This window comes from Streptomyces sp. NPDC000345, assembly GCF_042898825.1.
Classification (GTDB): domain Bacteria; phylum Actinomycetota; class Actinomycetes; order Streptomycetales; family Streptomycetaceae; genus Streptomyces.
This window is the reverse complement of record NZ_JBIAZE010000006.1, coordinates 267,252-286,804: the sequence shown is the minus strand read 5'-3', so window position 1 is coordinate 286,804 and position 19,553 is coordinate 267,252. Positions and strand designations below refer to the sequence as shown.

The following is a 19,553-nucleotide window of genomic DNA, read 5'->3' as shown; positions in this document are numbered from 1 at the left end:
CCGTATGAGTCGGGACCAGGGCCAGCCACAGCACCGGCTCTCCCCCGCGCGCGTGCTCGACCTCGATCGGCTGCTCGACGACCCGGCGACCCGCATCGTGGTGTGCTGCGGTTCGGGCGGGGTCGGCAAGACGACGACGGCGGCGGCGCTGGGACTCAGGGCCGCCGAGCGGGGCCGCAAGGTCGTCGTCCTCACCATCGACCCGGCGCGCCGGCTCGCACAGTCCATGGGCATCGACTCGCTCGACAACACCCCGCGCCGGGTGAAGGGCGTCGAGGGCGACGGCGAGTTGCACGCGATGATGCTCGACATGAAGCGCACCTTCGACGAGATCGTCGAAGCGCACGCCGACCCCGGGCGGGCGTCCGCGATCCTGGCGAACCCCTTCTACCAGTCGCTGTCCGCGGGCTTCGCCGGCACGCAGGAGTACATGGCGATGGAGAAGCTGGGCCAGCTGCGCGCCAGGGACGAGTGGGACCTGATCGTCGTCGACACCCCGCCGTCCCGGTCGGCGCTGGACTTCCTGGACGCACCGAAGCGGCTCGGCTCGTTCCTGGACGGAAAGCTGATCCGCGTCCTGCTCGCGCCCGCCAAGGTCGGCGGCCGCGCGGGCATGAAGTTCCTGAACGTCGGGATGTCGATGATGACCGGCGCGCTCGGCAAGCTGCTGGGCGGACAGCTGCTGAAGGACGTACAGACGTTCGTGGCGGCGATGGACTCGATGTTTGGCGGGTTCCGCACGCGCGCGGACGCCACGTACAAGCTGCTCCAGGCGCCCGGTACGGCCTTCCTGGTGGTGGCGGCGCCCGAGCGGGACGCGCTGCGGGAGGCCGCCTACTTCGTGGAACGACTGGCCGCGGAGGACATGCCGCTGGCCGGCCTGGTGCTCAACCGGGTCCATGGCAGCGGTGCGGCCCAGCTGTCCGCCGAGCGGGCGCTCGCCGCCGCGGAGAACCTCGACCTGGCCGACGGGATCGCCGACGCCGCTGCCGATTCCCCCGCGGCGGAAAATCTTGAAGAGCCCCGCATTGTGGATCAGGACGGCGGGAAAGCTGGACTTCGTAACTCTCCCGACACGTACGCCAGTTCAGAATCTCCCGCACCCGATCCGGGGCCCGGGTCCCACAGTGCCGATCAGCTGACCGCAGGCCTGCTGAGGCTGCACGCCGAGCGCATGCACCTGCTCTCCCGCGAGCAGCGCACGCGTGACCGCTTCACCGCCCTCCACCCGGAGGTGGCAGTGGCCGAAGTGGCGGCGCTGCCCGGCGACGTACACGACCTCGCGGGACTGCGGGACATCGGCAGCCGGCTCGCGGCCAACCGGCCGGAGCTGCCCGAGGCCGCCGACAGCTGAGCGAGGGTTTCGCCTCAGCTCACCGCCGCGTAGTTCTCGTACATCTGGTCGTCGTCGAGCGACACGATGCCCGCGCCGCGCTCGTACTCCGAGCGTGCGGTCTCGAGCAGCCGGCGCCACGAGGTGACGGTCGGCCGCCTGCGCAGCAGGGCGCGGCGCTCGCGCTCCGTCATGCCTCCCCACACGCCGAACTCGACGCGGTTGTCGAGCGCGTCGGCCAGACATTCGGTGCGTACCGGGCATCCGGTGCACACCGCCTTGGCCCTGTTCTGCGCTGCTCCCTGAACGAACAGTTCATCCGGATCGGTAGTGCGGCAGGCAGCCTGCGCACTCCAGTCGGTTACCCAGCCCATACCGGCGCCGTCCTCTCCCGAATCGAGGCTCCCCCACGGCGGCAGCGGCATATTCACCGCCGCCAGTTGAGGACGTTACGGAAGGTGGGCACAGCGCAACACCCCCTTCGGGCCCAATCTTGAATGGCCCGAACGGACTATGGGTAAGCGGCAGATCACCCGGGGGAGTGAGCCTGCGACATACATGACTATCCCGGCAAACAGGACAGTTCTGTTGGGCCACAACGGACGCCGGATGACACACAAGGCGGATTCGGGCACGCCCCCACCAAAAAAGTCGGGGAACCTCCGGAACGATTCGGGGTCGCCGGACGTATTGATACGTGGCCCTGCTGCTGTGACAGTTAAGAGCAGCTTAGGCCAAGGCCTATACGCGTGTCCGGCGAATGAGAACGTAGGCTGCCCTCATGCCAAACAAGCGCTCGGGCGGTGGCCTGTCCGCCACGCAGCAGGCCGCCAAGTTCCTCGGTGTCAGTGTGCTCTCGGGAGCCGTGCTGGCGGGCATCGCGCTGCCCGCGTTCGGCGCGCTGGGACTGGCGGCCAAGGGGTCGGTGGAGTCGTTCGACGAACTCCCGGCCAACCTGAAGACCCCGCCGCTGAGCCAGCGCACCACGATCCTCGACGCCAAGGGCTCCCAGATCGCGACGGTCTACTCCCGTGACCGCACGGTGGTCGACCTGAAGAACGTCTCGCCGTACATGCAGAAGGCGATCGTCGCGATCGAGGACTCGCGCTTCTACCAGCACGGCGCGATCGACCTGAAGGGCGTCCTGCGCGCCCTCAACAAGAACGTGCAGAGCAGTGGGGTCGCCCAGGGCGCCTCGACGCTCACCCAGCAGTACGTGAAGAACGTCTTCGTGGAGGAGGCCGGCGACGACCCGACGAAGGTCGCGCAGGCCACCCAGCAGACCATCGGCCGCAAGATCAAGGAGCTGAAGTACGCGATCCAGGTCGAGGAGGAACTCGGCAAGAAGAAGATCCTCGAGAACTACCTGAACATCACGTTCTTCGGCGAGCAGGCCTACGGCGTCGAGGCGGCCTCCCAGCGCTACTTCTCCACCCACGCCAAGGACCTCACCCTGCCCCAGGCGGCCCTGCTGGCCGGCATCGTCCAGTCCCCGAGCCGCTACGACCCGGTCAACGACGAGACCGAGGCCACCCGGCGCCGTAACACCGTCCTGCAGCGCATGGCCGAGGTCGGCGACATCTCCGAGGCCGAGGCCGCCAAGGCGCAGAAGGCCCCGCTGGGCCTGAAGGTCACCCAGCCGAAGAACGGCTGCATCACCGCCGTCCAGGGAGCCAGCTTCTTCTGCAAGTACGTCGAGCGGGCCTTCCTCAGCGACCCGGTCTTCGGCAAGACCAAGGAGGCGCGCGCCAAGCTCTGGAACCAGGGCGGCCTGACCATCCGGACGACGCTCGACCCGCAGGCCCAGCAGTCCGTCCAGGCCTCGTTGAAGGACCACGTCTACAAGTCGGACAAGGTCGCCGCGGCCTCGACGCTCGTCGAGCCGGGCACCGGCAAGATCCTCGCGATGGGCCAGTCGAAGCCGTACGGCTACGGCAAGAACGAGACCGAGTACAACTACTCGGTCAACGCCTCCATGGGCGGCTCGAACTTCGGTTTCCCGACGGGTTCGACGTTCAAGCCGTTCGTGGCCGCGGCCGCGATCGAGGAGGGCCGCCCCGCCAACCAGATGTACCCCGCGCCGTACGAGATGCAGTACCCGGCGACGGTCCAGACCTGCAGCGGCAAGGCGTGGGTCAACGACGGCAACTACAAGCTGGAGAACGAGAGCGAGTCCGAGAAGGGCCCGTACGACCTGAAGACGGCCATGGCCAAGTCGGTCAACACCTACTTCGTGCAGATGCTCGCCGACATCGGCATGTGCCCCGTGGTGAAGATGACCGACGCCCTCGGCGTGGTCCAGGGCAACGGCGACAAGGTCCCCGAGGTCCCCTCGTCCATGACCCTCGGTTCCACCGGCCTCTCCCCCCTGACCATGGCGAGCGCGTACGCCGCCTTCGCCAGCCGCGGCATGTACTGCACCCCGGTCGCCATCGAGTCGATCACCCAGACCGCGAACGGCAAGAAGAAGTCGCTGGAGGTCCCGAAGTCGACCTGCTCGCGCGCGATGAGCGAGAAGACCGCGGACACCATCAACACCCTGCTGAGCGGCGTGGTCGACTCCGGTACCGGCCAGCAGGCCGGTCTGTCGGGCCGCGCGAACGCCGGTAAGACGGGTACGACGGACGAGCGCAAGAACGCCTGGTTCGTCGGCTACACCCCGAACCTCTCGGGCGCCGTGTGGGTCGGCAGCGCCACCCAGAAGGTCAAGATGACCAACATCCGCATCGGCGGCGTCTACCACGCCCAGGTCTACGGCGGTGACACCCCCGGCCCGATCTGGCGCGACGCCATGACCGGCGCCCTCGAGGGCAAGGAAGCGCCGAGCTTCAACCTCGTCTCCATCCCGAGCAACAACCCGGGCAGGGGCGACGACGACAGCGGCGACAACGGAAACGACGACAACAACAACGGCAACAACGACGGCTTCATCGGCGGCCTGCTCACCGGCGGCACGACCGACGGCGGTTCCTCGACCGGCGGCGACACCTCGACGGGCGGCTGGGAGAACCTGTTCCAGGGGCAGAGCAACGGGAACGGCAACGGAGGCGGACGCGGCTGAGACCCCGCGCCACGGCCGGCAGGACACCGGCCGACGGAGACGGGGAACGGCCCCTGTCTCCTCGTACCGCGGAGTGAGCGGGTACGGGGAGACGGGGGCCGTTTCGCCGGGGCGGCGAGCGGGGCGGTTGGCCTGGGGGCCGGGGGCGGGGGCCGTAGGGCCTGGGACGGTATGACCGGGGGCGGGCCGGTCGGCGGCGCGAGGACGGTACGACCGGGGTCCGCCAGCCCGGGAGGTTCGGCCGGAGGCGGCCGGTCAACCCCGACGAGGTGCGGCCGGAGGCGGCCGGCCGGCTCACCGCGCTACGACCGGTGGGCCGGCCGGCTCACCGCGCTAAGGCCGGGGCCGGTCGCCCACCAGGTACGGACGGCTGGGGCCGGTCAGCCCGCGAGGAGCTTCTTGACCACCGCGGCGACGCGGCCGCCCTCGGCCTGCCCCGCCACCTTCGGGTTGACGATCTTCATGACGGCGCCCATGGCCCGCGGACCCTCCGCGCCGGCCGCCTTCGCCTCCGCGACGGCCTGAGCGACGATGTCGTTCAGCTCCTCGTCGCCGAGCTGCTTCGGCAGGTACGTGGCGAGCACCTCGCCCTCCGCCTTCTCCCGCTCGGCGGACTCGGCGCGACCACCCTGCGCGAAGGCCTCGGCCGCCTCCCGGCGCTTCTTCGCCTCACGGGTGATCACCTTCTGCACCTCGTCGTCGGAGAGCTCGCGCTTCTCCTTGCCCGCGACCTCCTCCTTGGTGATCGCGGCGAGCGTCAGCCGGAGCGTCGAGGAGCGGAGCTCGTCGCGCTCCTTGATCGCGGCGTTGAGGTCTTCCTGCAGCTTCGACTTGAGCGTGGTCATGCAGGTGATTGTCGCAGGTGCGGCAGGCCCGACGCCCGTTCATTTAGGGGGCGCGGTGGGCGATGAACCCTCAAGGAGCCGCGCGGCCAGGGGAACCGGCGGGATCTGACACGATGGAGGTATGCGCGCGCGATACGGAGTACCCCTGTCCATCGCGGCGGCTGGCGCCGCCGGTCTGGCCTATGCGGCGGGTTTCGAAGCCCGCTCCTTCCGCCTCCGACGGGTGACGGTCCCCGTACTCCCCTCCGGTATGCGCCCCCTGCGCGTGTTGCAGGTCTCCGACATCCACATGGTCGGCGGCCAGCGCAAGAAGCAGCGCTGGCTTCGCTCGCTGGCCGGCCTGCGGCCCGACTTCGTGATCAACACGGGCGACAACCTCTCCGACCCGGAGGGCGTGCCGGAGACCCTGGACGCGCTGGGCCCCCTGATGGACTTCCCGGGCGCGTACGTCTTCGGCTCCAACGACTACTACGGCCCCAGGCCGCGCAACCCCGCCCGTTACCTGATGGAGAAGGTCCAGGGCCGCCACGGACTGAACGGCAACCCGCCCGTCGTCGGCGTCGTCCACAACCCGTGGGAGGACCTGCGGGACGGTTTCGACGCGGCGGGCTGGCTGAACCTCACCAACACGCGGGGCATCCTGAAGATCGACGGCATGTCGGTGGAGCTGACGGGCCTGGACGACCCGCACATCAAGCGGGACCGGTACGCCCAGGTGGCCGGCGGCCCCTCGGCCTCCGCCGACTTCTCCATGGGCGTCGTGCACGCCCCGTACCTGCGCGTCCTGGACGCGTACACGGCGGACGACTACCCCCTGATCCTGGCCGGCCACACCCACGGCGGCCAGCTCTGCATCCCCTTCTACGGCGCCCTCGTCACCAACTGCGACCTCGACACGGACCGCGTGAAGGGCCTCTCGACGCACACGGCGGAGGGGCGCACCTCCTACCTCCACGTATCGGCGGGCTGCGGAACCAACCGGTACACACCGGTCAGGTTCGCCTGCCCGCCGGAGGTCACGCTGCTGACGCTGGTCGGCAAGGACTAGTCACGGGACGTGCGTGGGGGGCGGTGATTCGGGACAAGCCCGACGACACAGACCCCGCCCCTCCGCCCCTCCCGCCCCTCCCGCCCCTCCCGATTCTTCCCGGGGCCTCCGCACAGCCCACCCGCACGGCTCACCCGCATCGCCCCTTTCACCCCACTTGCCTACCGTGAGGGCATGACCGCGCCGATACCCAGGGACATCCCGGATCTGCCCCCGATCCCGCGGACCCACGCGCTCCTGCCCTCCTTCGTCCTCGCCTCCGCGGTGGTGACCCCCGCGCGCCGCCCGCTCGCCGCGGTCCTGCGCCTGCTGCTCGCCGCCACGGCGGCCGCGGGCGTGACACTCGCGCTGCTGGACGGCGGCCCGCTGCGGGTACTGAGCCACTTCTCGGTCCAGAGCAACCTGCTGCTGGCCCTGGTCACGTTCCTCTCCGCCCGCCGCGCCTGGTCGGCCCGCGATCCTCTCCCCTCCCTCCTGACCGGCGCCGCGCTGCTCTACATCACGATCACCGGCCTCACGTACCACCTGCTCCTGGCGGACGCGACACGCCCGTTCTCGCTGACGAGCGCGACGACCGCCCCCACGGGCTGGGCAACGCTGACCAACCACCTCCTGCACACGGTGACCCCGGCGGCCGCCGTCCTCGACTGGCTGCTCCTCACCCCACCCGCCCGCCTGCGCCTGCGCCAGACGGCCACCTGGATGCTCTATCCCACGGCCTACCTGCTGTTCTTCCTCATCCGAGCCGAGTTGATCGCCCCCGGCGCCCCCGGCCGCTACCTCTACCCCGCCCTGGACGCCGAGACCCACGGCTTCCACCACACCCTGACCAACGCCGCCCTCCTCGGCCTCTCCTGCTACGCCCTCGCCGCCCTCCTCGTGGCCCTCGACCACGTCCGCCCCGCCCCGCCCCACCACCGCGCCAAAACCGGATTTCGTCTCCAGCCACCAGTGGGCTAAAGTAAACGACGTCGCCGCGACAAGCAGGACAAGCAGCGACATCGGGGTGTAGCGCAGCTTGGCAGCGCGCTTCGTTCGGGACGAAGAGGTCGTGGGTTCAAATCCCGCCACCCCGACAGCCGTAACAGCAGGTAGACCACCTAGGAACGTTCCTAGGTGGTCTTCTTGTTTCTGCCTGCGTGCGTGTCTATCTGAGTGACTACGGCTTTCCGCGTGCCTACGGCCGCCGCTCCTGCGTGCCGAAGATTCCGTCCATGACCACGGCGCCAGTCTGGATCACGGGCCGGATCTGCTTCCGGTAGATCTCCTCGGTCACGGCCGTACCGGAGTGCCCGACAAGCCGGGAATCTCTTCCAGCGGGACGCCACGGTCGGAGAGCAGCGACACGAAGCTGTGCCGGAGCTCCCGAGGCGTCCACTCGTCGGCGTTGATCCCGTCGACGTCCTTGAGCGCTTGGTGGAAGGCACGGCGGACGTTGGCCGCGTCGAGCGGCTTGCCGACGGCCGAGGAGAAGACGAGGCCGTGTTCCTCCCACTTGTCGTCAGCGGCGAGCCGATCCCAGCCCTGCTCCTCGAATTGCCGCCAGAGAGCTTCGACGCAGCGCGCCGGCAGAGCGAGCGTGCGCCGGGACTTCCGCGTCTTCGTGTCTCCGGTGCGCAGACGCGGCCCATGGCGTACGGGATGGGAGCTGGAGAGAGTGGCGGGTTGAGGTGAGTGGCTGGGATGCCGGTCTGCCCCTTCGGAACCGTGATGGAAGCAGCCTGACATCCCCCTCGAAGGGGCCCTGTTTAGGGGGCCTCTTTTGGGTTAGTGCCTTTTTGGATGCATTGGGCGGTCATCGGTGTTGCGGATGCCGGACAGGCTGTGACGGGCATAAGCCAAGCCAGTGGCGCACGCCCGCGCATCGGGCTCAAGGCTGGGAACCTGCGTGGGTCAGGCGGGAAGCTCCCCACTTCTGGGCGTGGGACTCTTGCGACGCGTTCCCCTCGTTTCTGCAAATCAGCGAATTTCGTTGGTGAGCCGTCGTCAAAGTCGCTCAGCAGGCGACGGGAAGTTCTGGGCCGCCTGACAGGTGGAGTTGCAGCCGCTGGGGAGGGACCGCGTCGTCTCCTCGGGTGGTGCGGGTCTTGTGCTGCATCGGCGGGCGGAGACCTGCAGTGCGGTCACTGAGACGCCTCACAGGCTGACGACGACCAGGGCGGTGTCGTCTGTGACGCCTTCGGCGGGGATCAGGTCGTTCATCACGGCGTCGGCGAGTGCTTCGGGGGTGGTGAGTTCCCTGTGGCGGATCAGGGCGTCGGTGAGTTGGCTGAGTCCGGTGTCGATGTCCTGGTGGCGGCGTTCGATGAGGCCGTCGGTGTAAAGCAGGAGGATGTCGCCGTCGGTGAAGGCGGTGGTGGCTTCCGGCCGAGGGCTGGACTCGAAGACGGCATCCAGCGGCGGATCGGTCGCCTGGTCCAACAACTCCACCGTGCCGTCGGTGCGAAGAAGGACCGGAGGGGGGTGGCCGGCGCTGGAGTAGGTGATGAGGTGGCGGCTGAAGTCGATGAAGGCGGTCACCGCGGTGGTCGACTCGGCGCCGGTGACGCAATGCGCGTACCGGCCGAGGACCTCGAGGGCCTGTGCGGGGCCGGTGGCGACCAGGGAGGTGGCGGACAGGGCGCTGCGGAGCTGGCCCATGATGCCTGCGGCCTCCAGGCCGTGGCCGACGACATCGCCTACGGCCACGGCGATCTTGTCGCCGTCCTGGAGTTGGACCAGGTCGTACCAGTCGCCACAGACATTGAGGGAGCCGACCGCGGGCCGGTAGCGGACGGCGAACCGGTGATGGCCGATCGGGGGCGGAACGGGGAGCATGGCGCGCTGCAGGGCGAGGGCGACCTCACGCTCGCGGGCGTGGGCGCGACGCAGGCGCTCGTTGATTTCGTGCAGCTGGCGCATCCGGCTGAAGAGCTCGGCCTCCAGCTGGAGTGAGCCGTCCGGCCGGCTGGTGGCGCGCAGGAGTTCAGTGACTTCCTCGACGCGGTGGATCACCAGGGCGATCTGACCGTCGGGCGCGAAGACGGGCGCGTTGACCAAGCTCCAGTAGCGTTCCTCCCAATGGCCGGGGCGCTGCACGGATTCCACGTCGTAGCGCTGCAGGTCCATGTCGATCTTGCGGTTGGCCAGGACCGCGCGCAGGGATGCCTCCAGGTGGCGGGCGTCGGAGGCTGCCGGGTCCCGCGGGCTGCCGGGGAAGGCGTCGAAGAGGTAGCGGCCCACCACCTGGTCGCGGCTGCGTCCGGCCTGGCGCAGCCACGCGAGGTTGGCGTCGGCGAAGACCAGCTCGGGAGTCAGCAGAGCGACCGCGCCCGGCAGCGCTTGGAACACTGCCGCGTAGTCGATAATCATGGATGCAGGATATGGACAAATGGTGCGATTCACGCTTACCGGCATCCTTCTGATGGAGACCGGCCCTTCCTCTGTCGGCGGCAACCCGATCAGGAAGCTAAGGCCCTGGTTAATGGGGAGGTCCTCTGGCGCACCGCCCACAACCGCCAGGTCAAGGTCCGGCTTGATGAGGGGCCGGCAGCCGACGAGTGATCTCCGCTGGGCCGTCTCTGGGCCGTCTCTGGGCCGTCCGAGGCCGCTCAGCGGCGACCGGTGACGACTACTGACGACAGCCGTAGCAGGCGACAGCCGCAGGTCACCTGATTGGATCTGTGACACTGGTAGCACCATGCCCAAGCCCGGAGATTGCTCATCGCTAGGCATACTCAGCGAAGAACTCCGGGCGGTACGTGGCTTGGTAGTCATCGAGCGCCCGCCGAAGCATGGCGGCCCCGCGGGGAACGCCGGCCGCGAGCTGATCCCAGCCAAGGAAGCGCACATGTTCTGGGATCCTGACCAGGCCAGTGATTGCGTCCCAGAAGGCATCCCAGTTCATGCCGTAGAAGCCCGGGAAGCCTAGCTCCCGCATCAGAAGCAGGTGCAGGGCGCGCTCATCGGTCACCTCGCTGACATTAATGGTGATCACGACGACATGCTTGCACGTGGCTGCACCGTTCTGACGTCCACGAGTGACATCAACGACGCCGGACGCCAGCGCTCCTGGACGGTCCGGCACGGCCAGTGTGACCGGGTGGTTCCCCGGCAGTGCCGGGGAACGATCGAACTCCTAAAGCGGTGCTCTCCCAATCGACGTTGGGCTCAGCCTTCCTCTTCCTCGACCAGGCCGCAGTCAAAGGGGAACGCCTCCAAGAACTCCCGTCGCGCGGGATGCGGCTCTGCTTCGGCCAGATCGGTGAGCACCCGCAAGAGGCGGTCACGCTGGTCCAGAGGCAGTCGCAGCAGTTCCCCGCCCACGCCTTCCAGCATCTTCACCGCGGAATCGGGATCGACTTCGTCGTCACCGCAACTGTCGAGGAACCAGACGACGTCGACAACCAGCCCGGCAAGGGCCGGCACCAGCGGATCCATGGCAGTCATTCCCGCAACCTAGCCGACCCCTACGACAGTAAGGCCGCCGTCCTCCGCACACGAGAGCGCACCGCGTTCCCTCCTGAGTAGGGTCAGGGCACCGAGCGTCCGGGCTGGTGAGTGTCTAACTGCGTGACAACGCAGACGAACAGCGGCGAACAAGCGCGGACGCCAACGGGCCATCGGCGCAGGAGAGAGGCACTTCAGCCCAAGGCAGAGCCACCACCCAAGTTGCTTCGGGACGAAGAAGTCATGGCGCAAGGTCTCACCGCCGCGCTTCCGTCGGAGCGGCTTGCTCTGGTCGACGGCATGGCAGCGTGGCTGAGGCCGGTGGGGGTGCAGCGAGGCACACGCGCACCTGGCCATCCGGCCAGCCCGCCGCGGTGGCTGACTGTCGTCAGCTGAGGACCAAACGACGGCTTGCACAGGCCGACTGAGTGCGGTTCCAGTCCTGTCCCCGGATGGTGTTCGCAGTACGGAATCCCTGTTCTTCTGGCGAAGCGTCGTCAGATCTCACCGCCTTCGTCCCAGCCGCATTGGCCGCAACGAACTCCCGCGTACATGTCGTCCCTGCGGTCATCGACAGCGCTCCAGCCCTCCAGCTTCGAACTCGGCGCCCCGCAGCGGGGACAGCCGACTATGACGCCGAACCCTTCGAAGTACCGGTATTCGAGTCCGGACTCTTCGACTGTCTGCTGCATCAGCTTGAGGAGTTGTGCCTGGGATTCCACGCCTACAAGTTCCCGAGCAGCTCGATCGACATCGCCATCAGCAAGGGATACCCACATGATCGGCTCAAGGAGCGGCGGGAGGGGGGTGTCGTCGAGGATGATCGGGATGACACGGACAGAGTTGTCCCGCATGCGCCGTGTGAGGGCGACCTCCCATTCCGTGTTCACCCAAGCAGACGTTGAGGAGTTCACCGACCAGAAGACCATCACGGTGTCCACCAGCCCCAGCGCCTCGTTGACCTTGCCCGGGATTGAGTCCCCAGGGCGGATCTCCCAGGAGTCGAGCCAGACGTCGACGCCGAGCAGTCGCAGGCGGGCAGCAAGCGGCTTCACATCAGGCTTGTCGCGGTGGTTGTGAGAGATGAAGGCGTGCATGAGGCCAGCCTCCCATCGGCAACTCCGACTGGGGGGCGAAATCGTCAAACTGACGACATGCGGTGGTCGGGCCATGCACGGAGACTCGGATGTTAGAGGAGTTGGTCTCCCGATTGACGGGTGCGGTCGGAGGCTTCACCTTCAGGAAGCCTCGAACACGCATGCGCACTTCAGCCTGGCGAGCGCCGCTGAACTTGCTTGGGCGATGTCGGTAATCGCCTGACAGCCGAGACTTGGGTCCGGTAGGTCTGTGCAGGTGAACGCCTCCGACGAGACCCCTGAGGTCGACGACCAGGCCGCTCCCCAGGACGGCCAGACCGCTCCCGTGAGTGGGAAGGTGAAGGACTTCTTCAAGAAGAACGGGCCGAAGATGCTCGTCGTCGGCGGCGCGGTCCTCGCCGTATGGGCCGCTCTCGCCCTCCCTCCCGACGAGGAGCATGCCGCCCACGAGAGCAGCGAGATCGACCCGCTACTTTCCGCCCCCGAGCCCCCTGCGGATGAGAAGCCGATGCGCGGGGGCCCCGAGCTACATTCGGTAAAGGGGGCGCTGGTGGACATCGGCGGTCGTCAGGCCAGCTCGAAAGCCCAGGAGAACTACCGCCGCGATGTAGGCGGCGACCTGCCTACCGGAAAGACCTGGCGGCCACCGCACTCCCGGGGTGGCGACTCGCCCGAAGACTTCGGCCTGAGGAGTTGAGCCGCACGTCACGGCTGCCGGTGATCAGTTGTAGCTGAACTGAGGATGCATCCAGCTCACCTCACTCCTCTTGGTCATCAACTATGCCGATCGCACCAGCGGATCCCTGTCAGTCATGCAGGAAAAGTAGCCGAGCCCTGCGACACTGCCCCGTTGGAAGGTGAGTGTTTAACTGCGTGGCAACGCCAGCACACAGCGGCGGACAACCGCGAACGCCCATGGACTGCCGCCGCAGGTGAGAAGGGCACTGGCCCAAGGTCGAGCGCCCGCCCAAGTTGCTTCGGGATGAAGAAGTCACATCCCCAAAGCTTGATCACCACGCTTCCGCCTTCGTGGCTTCCTCTGGTGGACTTCACTAGGCAGCGTGGCTGAGGCCGGCGCGGGTGCAGCGAGGCATACGCGTGCGTGGTCGGTCGGCGCGCCCGCCGTCGTGGCTGACTGTCGTCGGCTGAGGTGCAGACGGCGCGAGGGTTCCTCTCCGCAGTCGATGCGCGGCGGCCGGACCGACATAGCGCTGCGGGGAGGGGAGCCCAGGTGGGTGCTTGGGCTCCCCTCCCCGCTTGGAAGGGTTGTCCTCGGCCGGCGCCGTTTCGCGTCAGTTCCCTCAGATCCGCTGCGGTTCGCTCACCGCCAGGAGGTGACCGCGGCTGGTCGCGACGCGGAGGACGTCGCACAGGGCCCCGGTCAGTTCCGTCGCCAGGCGTCGCGTCTCGTCCAGGGCCGTGTCCGGGTTGTCGAGGGTTTCCGCGGCCTGTTCCAGCAGCTCGGCCGCCGCGCCGAGTTGAGCCGCTTCGATGGTGTCCGCCAAGCGGGACATGTAGCTGCCCCGGTCGTCGGTGCTCAGGTAGCAGGGTTTACCTTCGGGACCCGCCCACGGCAGAAGCCGCAGTTCGTTCGGCGTCGTCATCCTTGGGTCTGCCTCTCGTCGATCACGTGGTGCGTGGTGAAGACCGCGTCGACGCGATCTCTTGGGAAGGCCAGGAGCGCGGCTTCGACCACGCGGCCGGTGGAGTCGGTCGCGATGCGGGTGATCGCGAGGACGACCGCCGTGGGGCTGATCCGGAGCGCCGCGGATTCATCCGGTGTCGCGGGGCGGGCGCACACCGTCTCCCGGACAGCGGCCGGCGGAGGACCGAGGACGGCGAATCTTGTGACTGCCTCTTGGCCCGCGGAGCCGTCGTCGAGCACTCCGGCCGGGGCCAGGTCACGCGGCAGGTAGATGCGGGCCAGCCCGTGCGGCGACTCCTCTTCGAGGCTGAGGCAGAAGTACTCCGCGAGAGGACTGCCCGTGGGCACCTTCAGGAGAGTCGTGAGGTGCCCGTCAGCCTGAACGGTGTTGCTGCGGACCGTGACGCGTAAGGCCGGGCCGGCCGCGGTCCACGGGTCCAGCGTTCCCCAGCCGCCGACGTACATGATCTTGCGAAGAGGGCGGCGGACAAAGTTCCCCTTTCCGTGGATCTTTTCGACGAGGCCTTCGCTCTGGAGCATCGCGAGAGCGTGCCTCAGCGTCACTGTGCTGACCGCGTACCGGTCGGCCAGGACGGTTTCGGAAGGAAGGCGTTCGCCGGGTTGCATGTGGCCGCTCGTGATCTGGTGGCGCAGGTCGTCGGCGATGTCTTGGTGACGGGAAGGCATGGCCCGGTCACCGCCTTCTCAGTGTCCGCACGGCGACGAGCCGCGTGCGGGTGTGTATGGTCAGCAACTCGCCCGACTCGAAGACCAGTTGCTTCGCTCCCTGGGGAAGTTGGAAGAGGTCTCCCACCCGGCAGGCACGGCCGCCGAGTTGGATGATGTCGCCGCGCTGCACGGTGGCCGCGGTGACCTCGATGTGGGAGACCAGCGCGCCGCCGAAGGCCCGGTTGCTCACTGCGTCGCTCCCCCGGGCGTGGGCCGGCCGGGCACCAAGTGGCAAGGGCAGTCGCACGCTTCGTAGATCACCGGGAGGTCTTCCGGCGCGGAGGCAGGGGAGGACTCCGCGCAGGCGAGGTGAGTACCGATCCGGCAGGCGGTCGAGCGGTAGGGGACGGACGAGGTGTCCGTGAGGTGCGGGTGTCGACGAGGCGGCATCAGCGGACCCCCGCCAGGGCCGACCAGGCGTCGGCCGGCAGGTGAGGGGCGACCACCACCGCGCGGGTCCGTACGCGGCTTTCCCAGGCCAGCACGTACGGGCGGACGAGCGCGACGTCCTCCCCCTTGAGCACGGGTCGATGAGCCACCGCGTCAGCGGAGGCCCGGCTCAGGACGGGGGTCAATACGTCAACGGGGGCGGGAAGGAACGCCGGAGGAGTGGAGGGCGTTAACGGTCGGCGGTGCCTGCCCGTTGTGGAGGTCCGCACCCTGGTGAGGGAGAGGGCACGGCGGATACGGTTGAGCACGCTGTTCAGCTCCTATCGCTGATGGCCCGGTCCCCCGACATCGCCCGTCGCGGGGACCGTTTGCGTACGACCGCCCAAAGGGTGCGGCCGTTCAAGCTGGAGGCGAGGAGCCCGAACCGATCGGCCTCCGCCACCACGTCCAGGACCTCCCGCCATGTCTCGGCGGAGACCGATTCCGGCACCTCGGCTTCCACCGACGTGTGCCGGGGGTGTTCCTCCACTCGTGTGAGCAGCCCGAGGGCGGACAGCCGGGCGGCGAGGGCCGCCGCGCTAACTCCCGAAGCGGGCACAGGGCAGCCTCCGTCACCGGCGATCACTTTGAGTGAAGCTAGTTAACTAGATTAGAGCTAGTGGACTAGATTTTCCATATGCCTGAGCAGCCGCCCTATCTCCGCATCGCCGACGAACTCCGGCGACGGATCGCGGAGCACGTGTGGGAGCCGGGAGACCGCCTGCCCTCCCGCGCCCAGATCGGCGAGGAGTGCGGCGTGGGCGAGAACGTCGTACGCCGGGCGCAGGAGTTGCTGATCTCCCAAGGTGTGTTGGAGGGCCGCGCCGGATCGGGCACGTACGTCGCCGAGCCCCGGCAACGGGTGCGCGTTGTCCGGTCGTCGGCAAGGGAACAGCCCAGCGGTTCGCCGTTCCGGGCGGACATGAAGGCCGTCGGCAGGCAGGGCGATTGGGAGAGCCGGACGGACGCCAAGGTGCCGGCTCCGGCGGAGATCGCGGCGCGGCTCGGGATCGCCGAGGGCGAGCTGTGCGTCCGTACGACGTACGAGTTCCTGGCGGACGGCAGGCCGGTGCAGTTGTCGACGAGTTGGGAGCCGTACGACCTCACGGCCGGCACGCTCGTCGTCCTCCCCGAGGGAGGGCCGCACGCTGGAGCGGGTGTCGTGAACCGCATGGCCGCGATCGGCATCACGGTCAGCCATGCCGTGGAGCAGCCGGAGCCGCGGCAGGCGACCGCCGAGGAGGCGTCGCTACTGGGTATCCAGAAGGCCGCGCTCGTTACGCACATCCGGCGGACGTACTACAGCGACGAAGGCCGGCCCGTGGAGACAGCGGACATCGTGGTGCCCACGGCTCACTGCGAGATCGTCTATGAGATCCCGATCAATCGTTAGTCGAGGCCAGAGGCCGACATCTGACATCCACGGCTGACATCAACGAGGCCGGACGGCGGCACACAGCAGCACCCCCACGCGACCGCCGGACCAGCCGACGACGGCCCCAGGCGCGGGCGTGGATCGAACTCCTAAAGCGGGGGTCTCCAGAGAGCGCAGCTTTCATTGGTGTCGCAGATGAGCCCCTACCGTCTAGCGTGCTCTCGCGGGAGTACGCCAATACGCCGAACCACCAGGATCGTTCCCTGGGTGCCTACCGAAGCCAGGTCCGCTTCCCGGCCGGTCGTGAGACGTGGACGTAGCCGGGTCGGCACGACTACCTCAGTGAAAGTGACACGTCACAAAAACCTCTAGACGAGTAGTTCCGATGTGGCCCAGCGGATCCTGGCGATGACGTGATGTCCCTCGCCAACTGCCTTAGGCCGTGCGGTCCATGCGGCCGCACCGGCTGAGCTCCCTCGTCGACCGGCTCTTCAAGAGCCGCGAGACGATCGCGCTATGTGTACGTCATCTCGAACATCGGCGCCTTCGGCGATCGTATGGTGAAGATCGGCATGACGCGTAGGCTCGAACCTCTGGAGCGTGTCTACGAGTTGAGTGGCGCGGCTGTGCCCTTCCGTTTCGATGTGCACGCGCTGATCTTCAGCAAGGACGCGGTCGGCCTGGAGACGGAACTCCACCGACAGTTCGCCTCGCAGCGGGTCAACCAGGTCAACAGTCGGAAGGAGTTCTTCTACGCCACCCCGGCGCAGGGGCGCGACGCGCTGCAACGGTTCGCCGGGCAGCATCTGATCGAGTTCACCGAGGAACCCCAGGCGCTGGAATGGCGGGCCGGCAGGCGCATGGGTGAAGCCGGCGTGCCTGCCGCAGGCGCAGGAGGAGTTGCCGGCCGGACAGCGTGATGTGCGTCGAAGCATCACTACGATCACTGTCATGGATTGGCTGGAGCGTGCCGCGAACCTGAGGCAGTGGAGTCGGGACGGTGTGCGGGCGCCGCACAAGCCGTTGCTGCTGCTGTACGCGCTGGGCCGTTTTCAGGCGGATGCCGCGGACGAGTTGCCGTACAGCGCGGTGGAGTCGGATCTGAAGCAACTGCTGGTGGAGTACGGTCCGCCGCGCGGGACCACGCCCGCCTATCCCTTCCACCATCTGGTCAGCGACGGGGTGTGGGAAGTGCGGACCGAGCACGGCGCCGGCAGCCCGGGCGCCGGGGTGCGGGAACTACGGGCCAGCCGGGCCACTGGGCGGCTGGCGCCGGACCTTCAGGTGGCGCTCCGGCGGGAACCGTCGCTGCTGGGCCGCATGGCAAGGGTGCTGCTGGATCTGCACTTCCCAGCGTCGCTGCACCAGGACCTGTGCGACGCGGTGGGCCTGGAACTGGAACTGGCGGAGGCCGACGCGCTGGCAGCGCCCGAGAGGCGGCAGCGAGACCGCCGGATGCGGGAGATGGTGCTGACCGCGTACGAGTACCAGTGCGCCTTCTGCGGCTACGACGGCATGATCGGCTCGGCGCCCGTCGGTTTGGAGGCGGCACACGTGCGCTGGTGGGCGTTCGACGGCCCTGACGACGTCGACAACGGCCTGTGCCTGTGCTCGCTGCACCACAAGCTCTTCGACAAGGGCGTCCTCGGCATCGGCGACAGCCACCGCATCCTGGTCTCGCAGCGCTTCGTCGGCCACAGCCCAGCCGCCCGCGAGCACGTCATAGCGCTCGCCGGCCGCCCGCTCATCGGACCTCAACCGGGCGCCCGCCCCGTCGCGGCGACCCACCGCTCCTGGCACACCAGCCAGGTCTTTGACGGCATCCCACGCCCCGCCCCGGCTGCCTGACAGCCGAGCGTCGAGCACGTGACCCACTGCTAAGGAGTGCGACACCAAGAGTATGGTCTCTTGTATGGCGACAAAGAAGGTAACCGTGACGATTCCCGAGGATCTCCTGGACGAGATCCGCGCGGGCGCGGCAGAGCGGGGCCTGTCGGCATACGTCGCCGAGGCGCTGCGCTTCAAGCGCGACCGGGACCGGCTCGCGGAAATGGTCGACTGGCTGCAGGAAGAACACGGCCCCGTCACCGAGGACGAGCACGCGGCAGCGCTCGACGAGCTGGAGGAACTCGACGCCGAACACAAGCGGCGTCGAACCACCGGAAAGCACAACGCCGGAGAGGCTGCGTGAAGAAGCGAGCCGGTGAGCACGGACAGCGGCCCCTCCGTGTCTTCGTCCTGGACCGTGAAGCCCTGTCCCTGGCAGTACGCGGCGACCGGAAGATGATCGCCTGGCTCGACCTCGCGGCACGCGGGGAAGCCGAGGTGGTGACGTCCCCGATGACACTGGTCGAGGCGTACGACGGCAGAACGACCGAGCAGCGCTGGGACTGGGTACTGTCCCGGCTCCAGGTCGTCGACATCGGCAAGGACGAGGCTCGCCAGGCACGCCGGCTCCTGACCGATGCCGAATTGCACGGCCACAAGTACGCGATCGACGCCGTGCTCGCCGTCATCGCGCGACAGCAGAAGGGACAGGTCACCGTCTTCACCTCGGACGTCGACGACCTGGAGAAACTGGTTTCGGACACGATCGTCGTCAAGAAGGTGTGACCCGACCCGCACCCCTCCAGCGCCCGCACCCACGCTGGTGAGCACCCGCGATGCCATCGCGCACTTTGTCCGGACCACATCGGCAGTCTCCGACGCCAGGCAGCGGACGGCGAATGGCGTGGCCGACTCGACGAGACCGTTTGGGTCGCGCACCGGCAGTGGCCATGCCGGTCATCATCCCGGCCGTTCGGGGGATACGCGGGCGGCCTCGGAGACGTATCCCACCTCGCGCGGGCATCCCTTGCTGGGACGAAAGGGAGACATGATGCCGCTCTATCTATCGAGGTTCAGCTACACGCCGGAGACCTGGGCGAGACTCATCGGCCACCCCGAGGACCGCGCAAAGGCCGCTCAGACGTACATCGAGTCCGTCGGCGGCAAGCTCCACGGCTTCTGGTACGCGTTCGGCACCCACGACGGCTACAACCTGTGGGAGGCCCCCGACAACGTCTCCATGGCCGCGGTCGCCCTGGCGATCAGCGGAGGCGGTGCACTCAGCTCGTTCGAGACGACCGTTCTCCTGACCGTCGACGAAACCATGGATGCCCTGCGCAAAGCCGGGCAAGTCCAGTACCGGGCTCCCGGCGCGTAGCGGTCCACACGGCCGGCAGCTGCTGGGGTCAGGCATCGAGACGGCAGCGAGGTACCGCACCCACAACAACCGTCTGCGTCCAGTCGGGCGTACACCAGCACCCCTGTCCGGCCGTCGCATCAGTCGCCGACAGCGTCCGAAGCGGGTGTGGATCGAACTCCGAAAGCGGGCATCGCATTGCGCAGTCTCCTCCGGTCGAGATCACCGCCGGCCGAAGGCGCTGCCCTGGCGCGGTGTGGGGCACCAGGCTGTCATCGTCGCCGCCAAAGTCTCTGGTGCGGTCCTTGGACAGGGGCAATTCCCGGGGGCCGGGGGCGAGACGCCCTCTTCCAACTGGTCCAGGCCCCCCACGAGAACC

21 protein-coding genes, 1 tRNA gene and 2 pseudogenes are annotated in these 19,553 nt (G+C 68.1%); 12 read left to right on the top strand and 12 right to left on the bottom strand.

Translation table 11 applies throughout. The features are described from left to right. Nucleotides 1-4 precede the first annotated feature (4 nt). The gene (locus ACFY30_RS17170; protein WP_390845992.1) at nucleotides 5-1,354 is read left to right on the top strand and encodes an ArsA family ATPase; all 1,350 of its coding nucleotides are present in this window, start codon (nucleotides 5-7) and stop codon (nucleotides 1,352-1,354) included. A 14-nt stretch (nucleotides 1,355-1,368) separates the two neighbouring features. On the opposite strand, the gene wblA is transcribed toward ACFY30_RS17170, so the two are convergent. Next, a complete protein-coding gene (wblA, locus tag ACFY30_RS17165) occupies nucleotides 1,369-1,707 on the bottom strand; it encodes a transcriptional regulator WblA (RefSeq protein WP_390659500.1) in 339 nt (112 codons plus the stop codon). Between the two features lie 407 nt (nucleotides 1,708-2,114). On the opposite strand from wblA, the gene ACFY30_RS17160 reads away from it, so the two are divergent. After that, entirely contained in the window at nucleotides 2,115-4,394 is a 2,280-nt protein-coding gene (locus ACFY30_RS17160) for a transglycosylase domain-containing protein (RefSeq protein WP_390845991.1), read from the top strand. 380 nt (nucleotides 4,395-4,774) lie between these two features. Here the strand turns inward: ACFY30_RS17160 and ACFY30_RS17155 are convergent, their stop codons facing one another. Further along, nucleotides 4,775-5,239, bottom strand: coding sequence for a GatB/YqeY domain-containing protein (locus ACFY30_RS17155; RefSeq protein ID WP_390845990.1), 465 nt, complete (start codon nucleotides 5,237-5,239; stop codon nucleotides 4,775-4,777). 121 nt (nucleotides 5,240-5,360) lie between these two features. On the opposite strand from ACFY30_RS17155, the gene ACFY30_RS17150 reads away from it, so the two are divergent. The 3 genes from ACFY30_RS17150 (at nucleotide 5,361) to ACFY30_RS17140 (ending at nucleotide 7,363) form a co-directional block, all read left to right on the top strand. Beyond that, nucleotides 5,361-6,287: a metallophosphoesterase gene (locus ACFY30_RS17150; RefSeq protein WP_390845989.1), complete on the top strand. Its 927-nt coding sequence runs from the start codon at nucleotides 5,361-5,363 to the stop codon at nucleotides 6,285-6,287. Between the two features lie 174 nt (nucleotides 6,288-6,461). Then, complete coding sequence (locus ACFY30_RS17145; protein ID WP_390845988.1) at nucleotides 6,462-7,247, top strand: Pr6Pr family membrane protein; 786 nt, start codon at nucleotides 6,462-6,464, stop codon at nucleotides 7,245-7,247. A 42-nt stretch (nucleotides 7,248-7,289) separates the two neighbouring features. Beyond that, nucleotides 7,290-7,363, top strand: a tRNA-Pro gene (locus tag ACFY30_RS17140). Between the two features lie 101 nt (nucleotides 7,364-7,464). Here ACFY30_RS17140 and ACFY30_RS17135 read toward each other — a convergent pair. The 5 genes and pseudogenes from ACFY30_RS17135 to ACFY30_RS17115 form a co-directional block, all read right to left on the bottom strand. After that, nucleotides 7,465-7,904 (bottom strand): annotated as a pseudogene (locus ACFY30_RS17135) (tyrosine-type recombinase/integrase); the annotation flags it as partial. A gap of 519 nt (nucleotides 7,905-8,423) precedes the next feature. Further along, nucleotides 8,424-9,638: a PP2C family protein-serine/threonine phosphatase gene (locus ACFY30_RS17130; RefSeq protein WP_390845987.1), complete on the bottom strand. Its 1,215-nt coding sequence runs from the start codon at nucleotides 9,636-9,638 to the stop codon at nucleotides 8,424-8,426. A 355-nt stretch (nucleotides 9,639-9,993) separates the two neighbouring features. Beyond that, nucleotides 9,994-10,263, bottom strand: a complete 270-nt coding sequence (locus tag ACFY30_RS17125; RefSeq protein ID WP_390845986.1) for a barstar family protein — start codon at nucleotides 10,261-10,263, stop codon at nucleotides 9,994-9,996. Nucleotides 10,264-10,436: 173 nt separating this feature from the next. Continuing rightward, nucleotides 10,437-10,715 carry a hypothetical protein gene (locus ACFY30_RS17120; protein ID WP_390845985.1) on the bottom strand — a complete coding sequence of 93 codons (279 nt, stop codon included), beginning with the start codon at nucleotides 10,713-10,715 and terminating at the stop codon, nucleotides 10,437-10,439. 497 nt (nucleotides 10,716-11,212) lie between these two features. Then, a complete protein-coding gene (locus ACFY30_RS17115; RefSeq protein WP_193458817.1) occupies nucleotides 11,213-11,812 on the bottom strand; it encodes a toll/interleukin-1 receptor domain-containing protein in 600 nt (199 codons plus the stop codon). A 256-nt stretch (nucleotides 11,813-12,068) separates the two neighbouring features. Here ACFY30_RS17115 and ACFY30_RS17110 point away from each other — a divergent pair, with 256 nt between their 5' ends. After that, the gene (locus ACFY30_RS17110) at nucleotides 12,069-12,509 is read left to right on the top strand and encodes a hypothetical protein (RefSeq protein WP_390845984.1); all 441 of its coding nucleotides are present in this window, start codon (nucleotides 12,069-12,071) and stop codon (nucleotides 12,507-12,509) included. Nucleotides 12,510-13,113: 604 nt separating this feature from the next. Here ACFY30_RS17110 and ACFY30_RS17105 read toward each other — a convergent pair. From ACFY30_RS17105 to ACFY30_RS17085, 5 genes and pseudogenes are all read right to left on the bottom strand, one after another. After that, the gene (locus tag ACFY30_RS17105) at nucleotides 13,114-13,416 is read right to left on the bottom strand and encodes a hypothetical protein (protein WP_390845983.1); all 303 of its coding nucleotides are present in this window, start codon (nucleotides 13,414-13,416) and stop codon (nucleotides 13,114-13,116) included. Beyond that, nucleotides 13,413-14,144: a GntR family transcriptional regulator gene (locus tag ACFY30_RS17100; protein WP_390845982.1), complete on the bottom strand. Its 732-nt coding sequence runs from the start codon at nucleotides 14,142-14,144 to the stop codon at nucleotides 13,413-13,415. The genes ACFY30_RS17105 and ACFY30_RS17100 overlap by 4 nt, the downstream gene beginning before the upstream one ends. 7 nt (nucleotides 14,145-14,151) lie before the next feature. Next, on the bottom strand, nucleotides 14,152-14,376 hold the full coding sequence (locus ACFY30_RS17095) for a hypothetical protein (protein ID WP_266458221.1): 225 nt from the start codon (nucleotides 14,374-14,376) through the stop codon (nucleotides 14,152-14,154). 199 nt (nucleotides 14,377-14,575) lie between these two features. Then, on the bottom strand, nucleotides 14,576-14,725 hold the full coding sequence (locus tag ACFY30_RS17090; RefSeq protein WP_390845981.1) for a hypothetical protein: 150 nt from the start codon (nucleotides 14,723-14,725) through the stop codon (nucleotides 14,576-14,578). 171 nt (nucleotides 14,726-14,896) lie between these two features. Next, nucleotides 14,897-15,174 (bottom strand): annotated as a pseudogene (locus ACFY30_RS17085) (hypothetical protein). A 78-nt stretch (nucleotides 15,175-15,252) separates the two neighbouring features. Here ACFY30_RS17085 and ACFY30_RS17080 point away from each other — a divergent pair. From ACFY30_RS17080 to ACFY30_RS17055, 6 genes are all read left to right on the top strand, one after another. Next, entirely contained in the window at nucleotides 15,253-16,008 is a 756-nt protein-coding gene (locus ACFY30_RS17080) for a GntR family transcriptional regulator (RefSeq protein ID WP_390845980.1), read from the top strand. A 500-nt stretch (nucleotides 16,009-16,508) separates the two neighbouring features. After that, nucleotides 16,509-16,910 (top strand): GIY-YIG nuclease family protein, encoded by a 402-nt coding sequence (locus tag ACFY30_RS17075; protein WP_390845979.1) that lies wholly within the window; start codon nucleotides 16,509-16,511, stop codon nucleotides 16,908-16,910. Nucleotides 16,911-16,941: 31 nt separating this feature from the next. Then, nucleotides 16,942-17,838, top strand: coding sequence for a phosphorothioated DNA-binding restriction endonuclease (locus ACFY30_RS17070; protein ID WP_390845978.1), 897 nt, complete (start codon nucleotides 16,942-16,944; stop codon nucleotides 17,836-17,838). A 64-nt stretch (nucleotides 17,839-17,902) separates the two neighbouring features. Then, on the top strand, nucleotides 17,903-18,181 hold the full coding sequence (locus ACFY30_RS17065) for a CopG family transcriptional regulator (protein ID WP_390845977.1): 279 nt from the start codon (nucleotides 17,903-17,905) through the stop codon (nucleotides 18,179-18,181). Beyond that, on the top strand, nucleotides 18,178-18,603 hold the full coding sequence (locus tag ACFY30_RS17060; RefSeq protein ID WP_390845976.1) for a PIN domain-containing protein: 426 nt from the start codon (nucleotides 18,178-18,180) through the stop codon (nucleotides 18,601-18,603). Before ACFY30_RS17065 ends, ACFY30_RS17060 begins: the two co-directional genes overlap by 4 nt. A gap of 265 nt (nucleotides 18,604-18,868) precedes the next feature. Continuing rightward, nucleotides 18,869-19,195: a GYD domain-containing protein gene (locus ACFY30_RS17055; protein ID WP_390845975.1), complete on the top strand. Its 327-nt coding sequence runs from the start codon at nucleotides 18,869-18,871 to the stop codon at nucleotides 19,193-19,195. Nucleotides 19,196-19,553 lie beyond the last annotated feature (358 nt).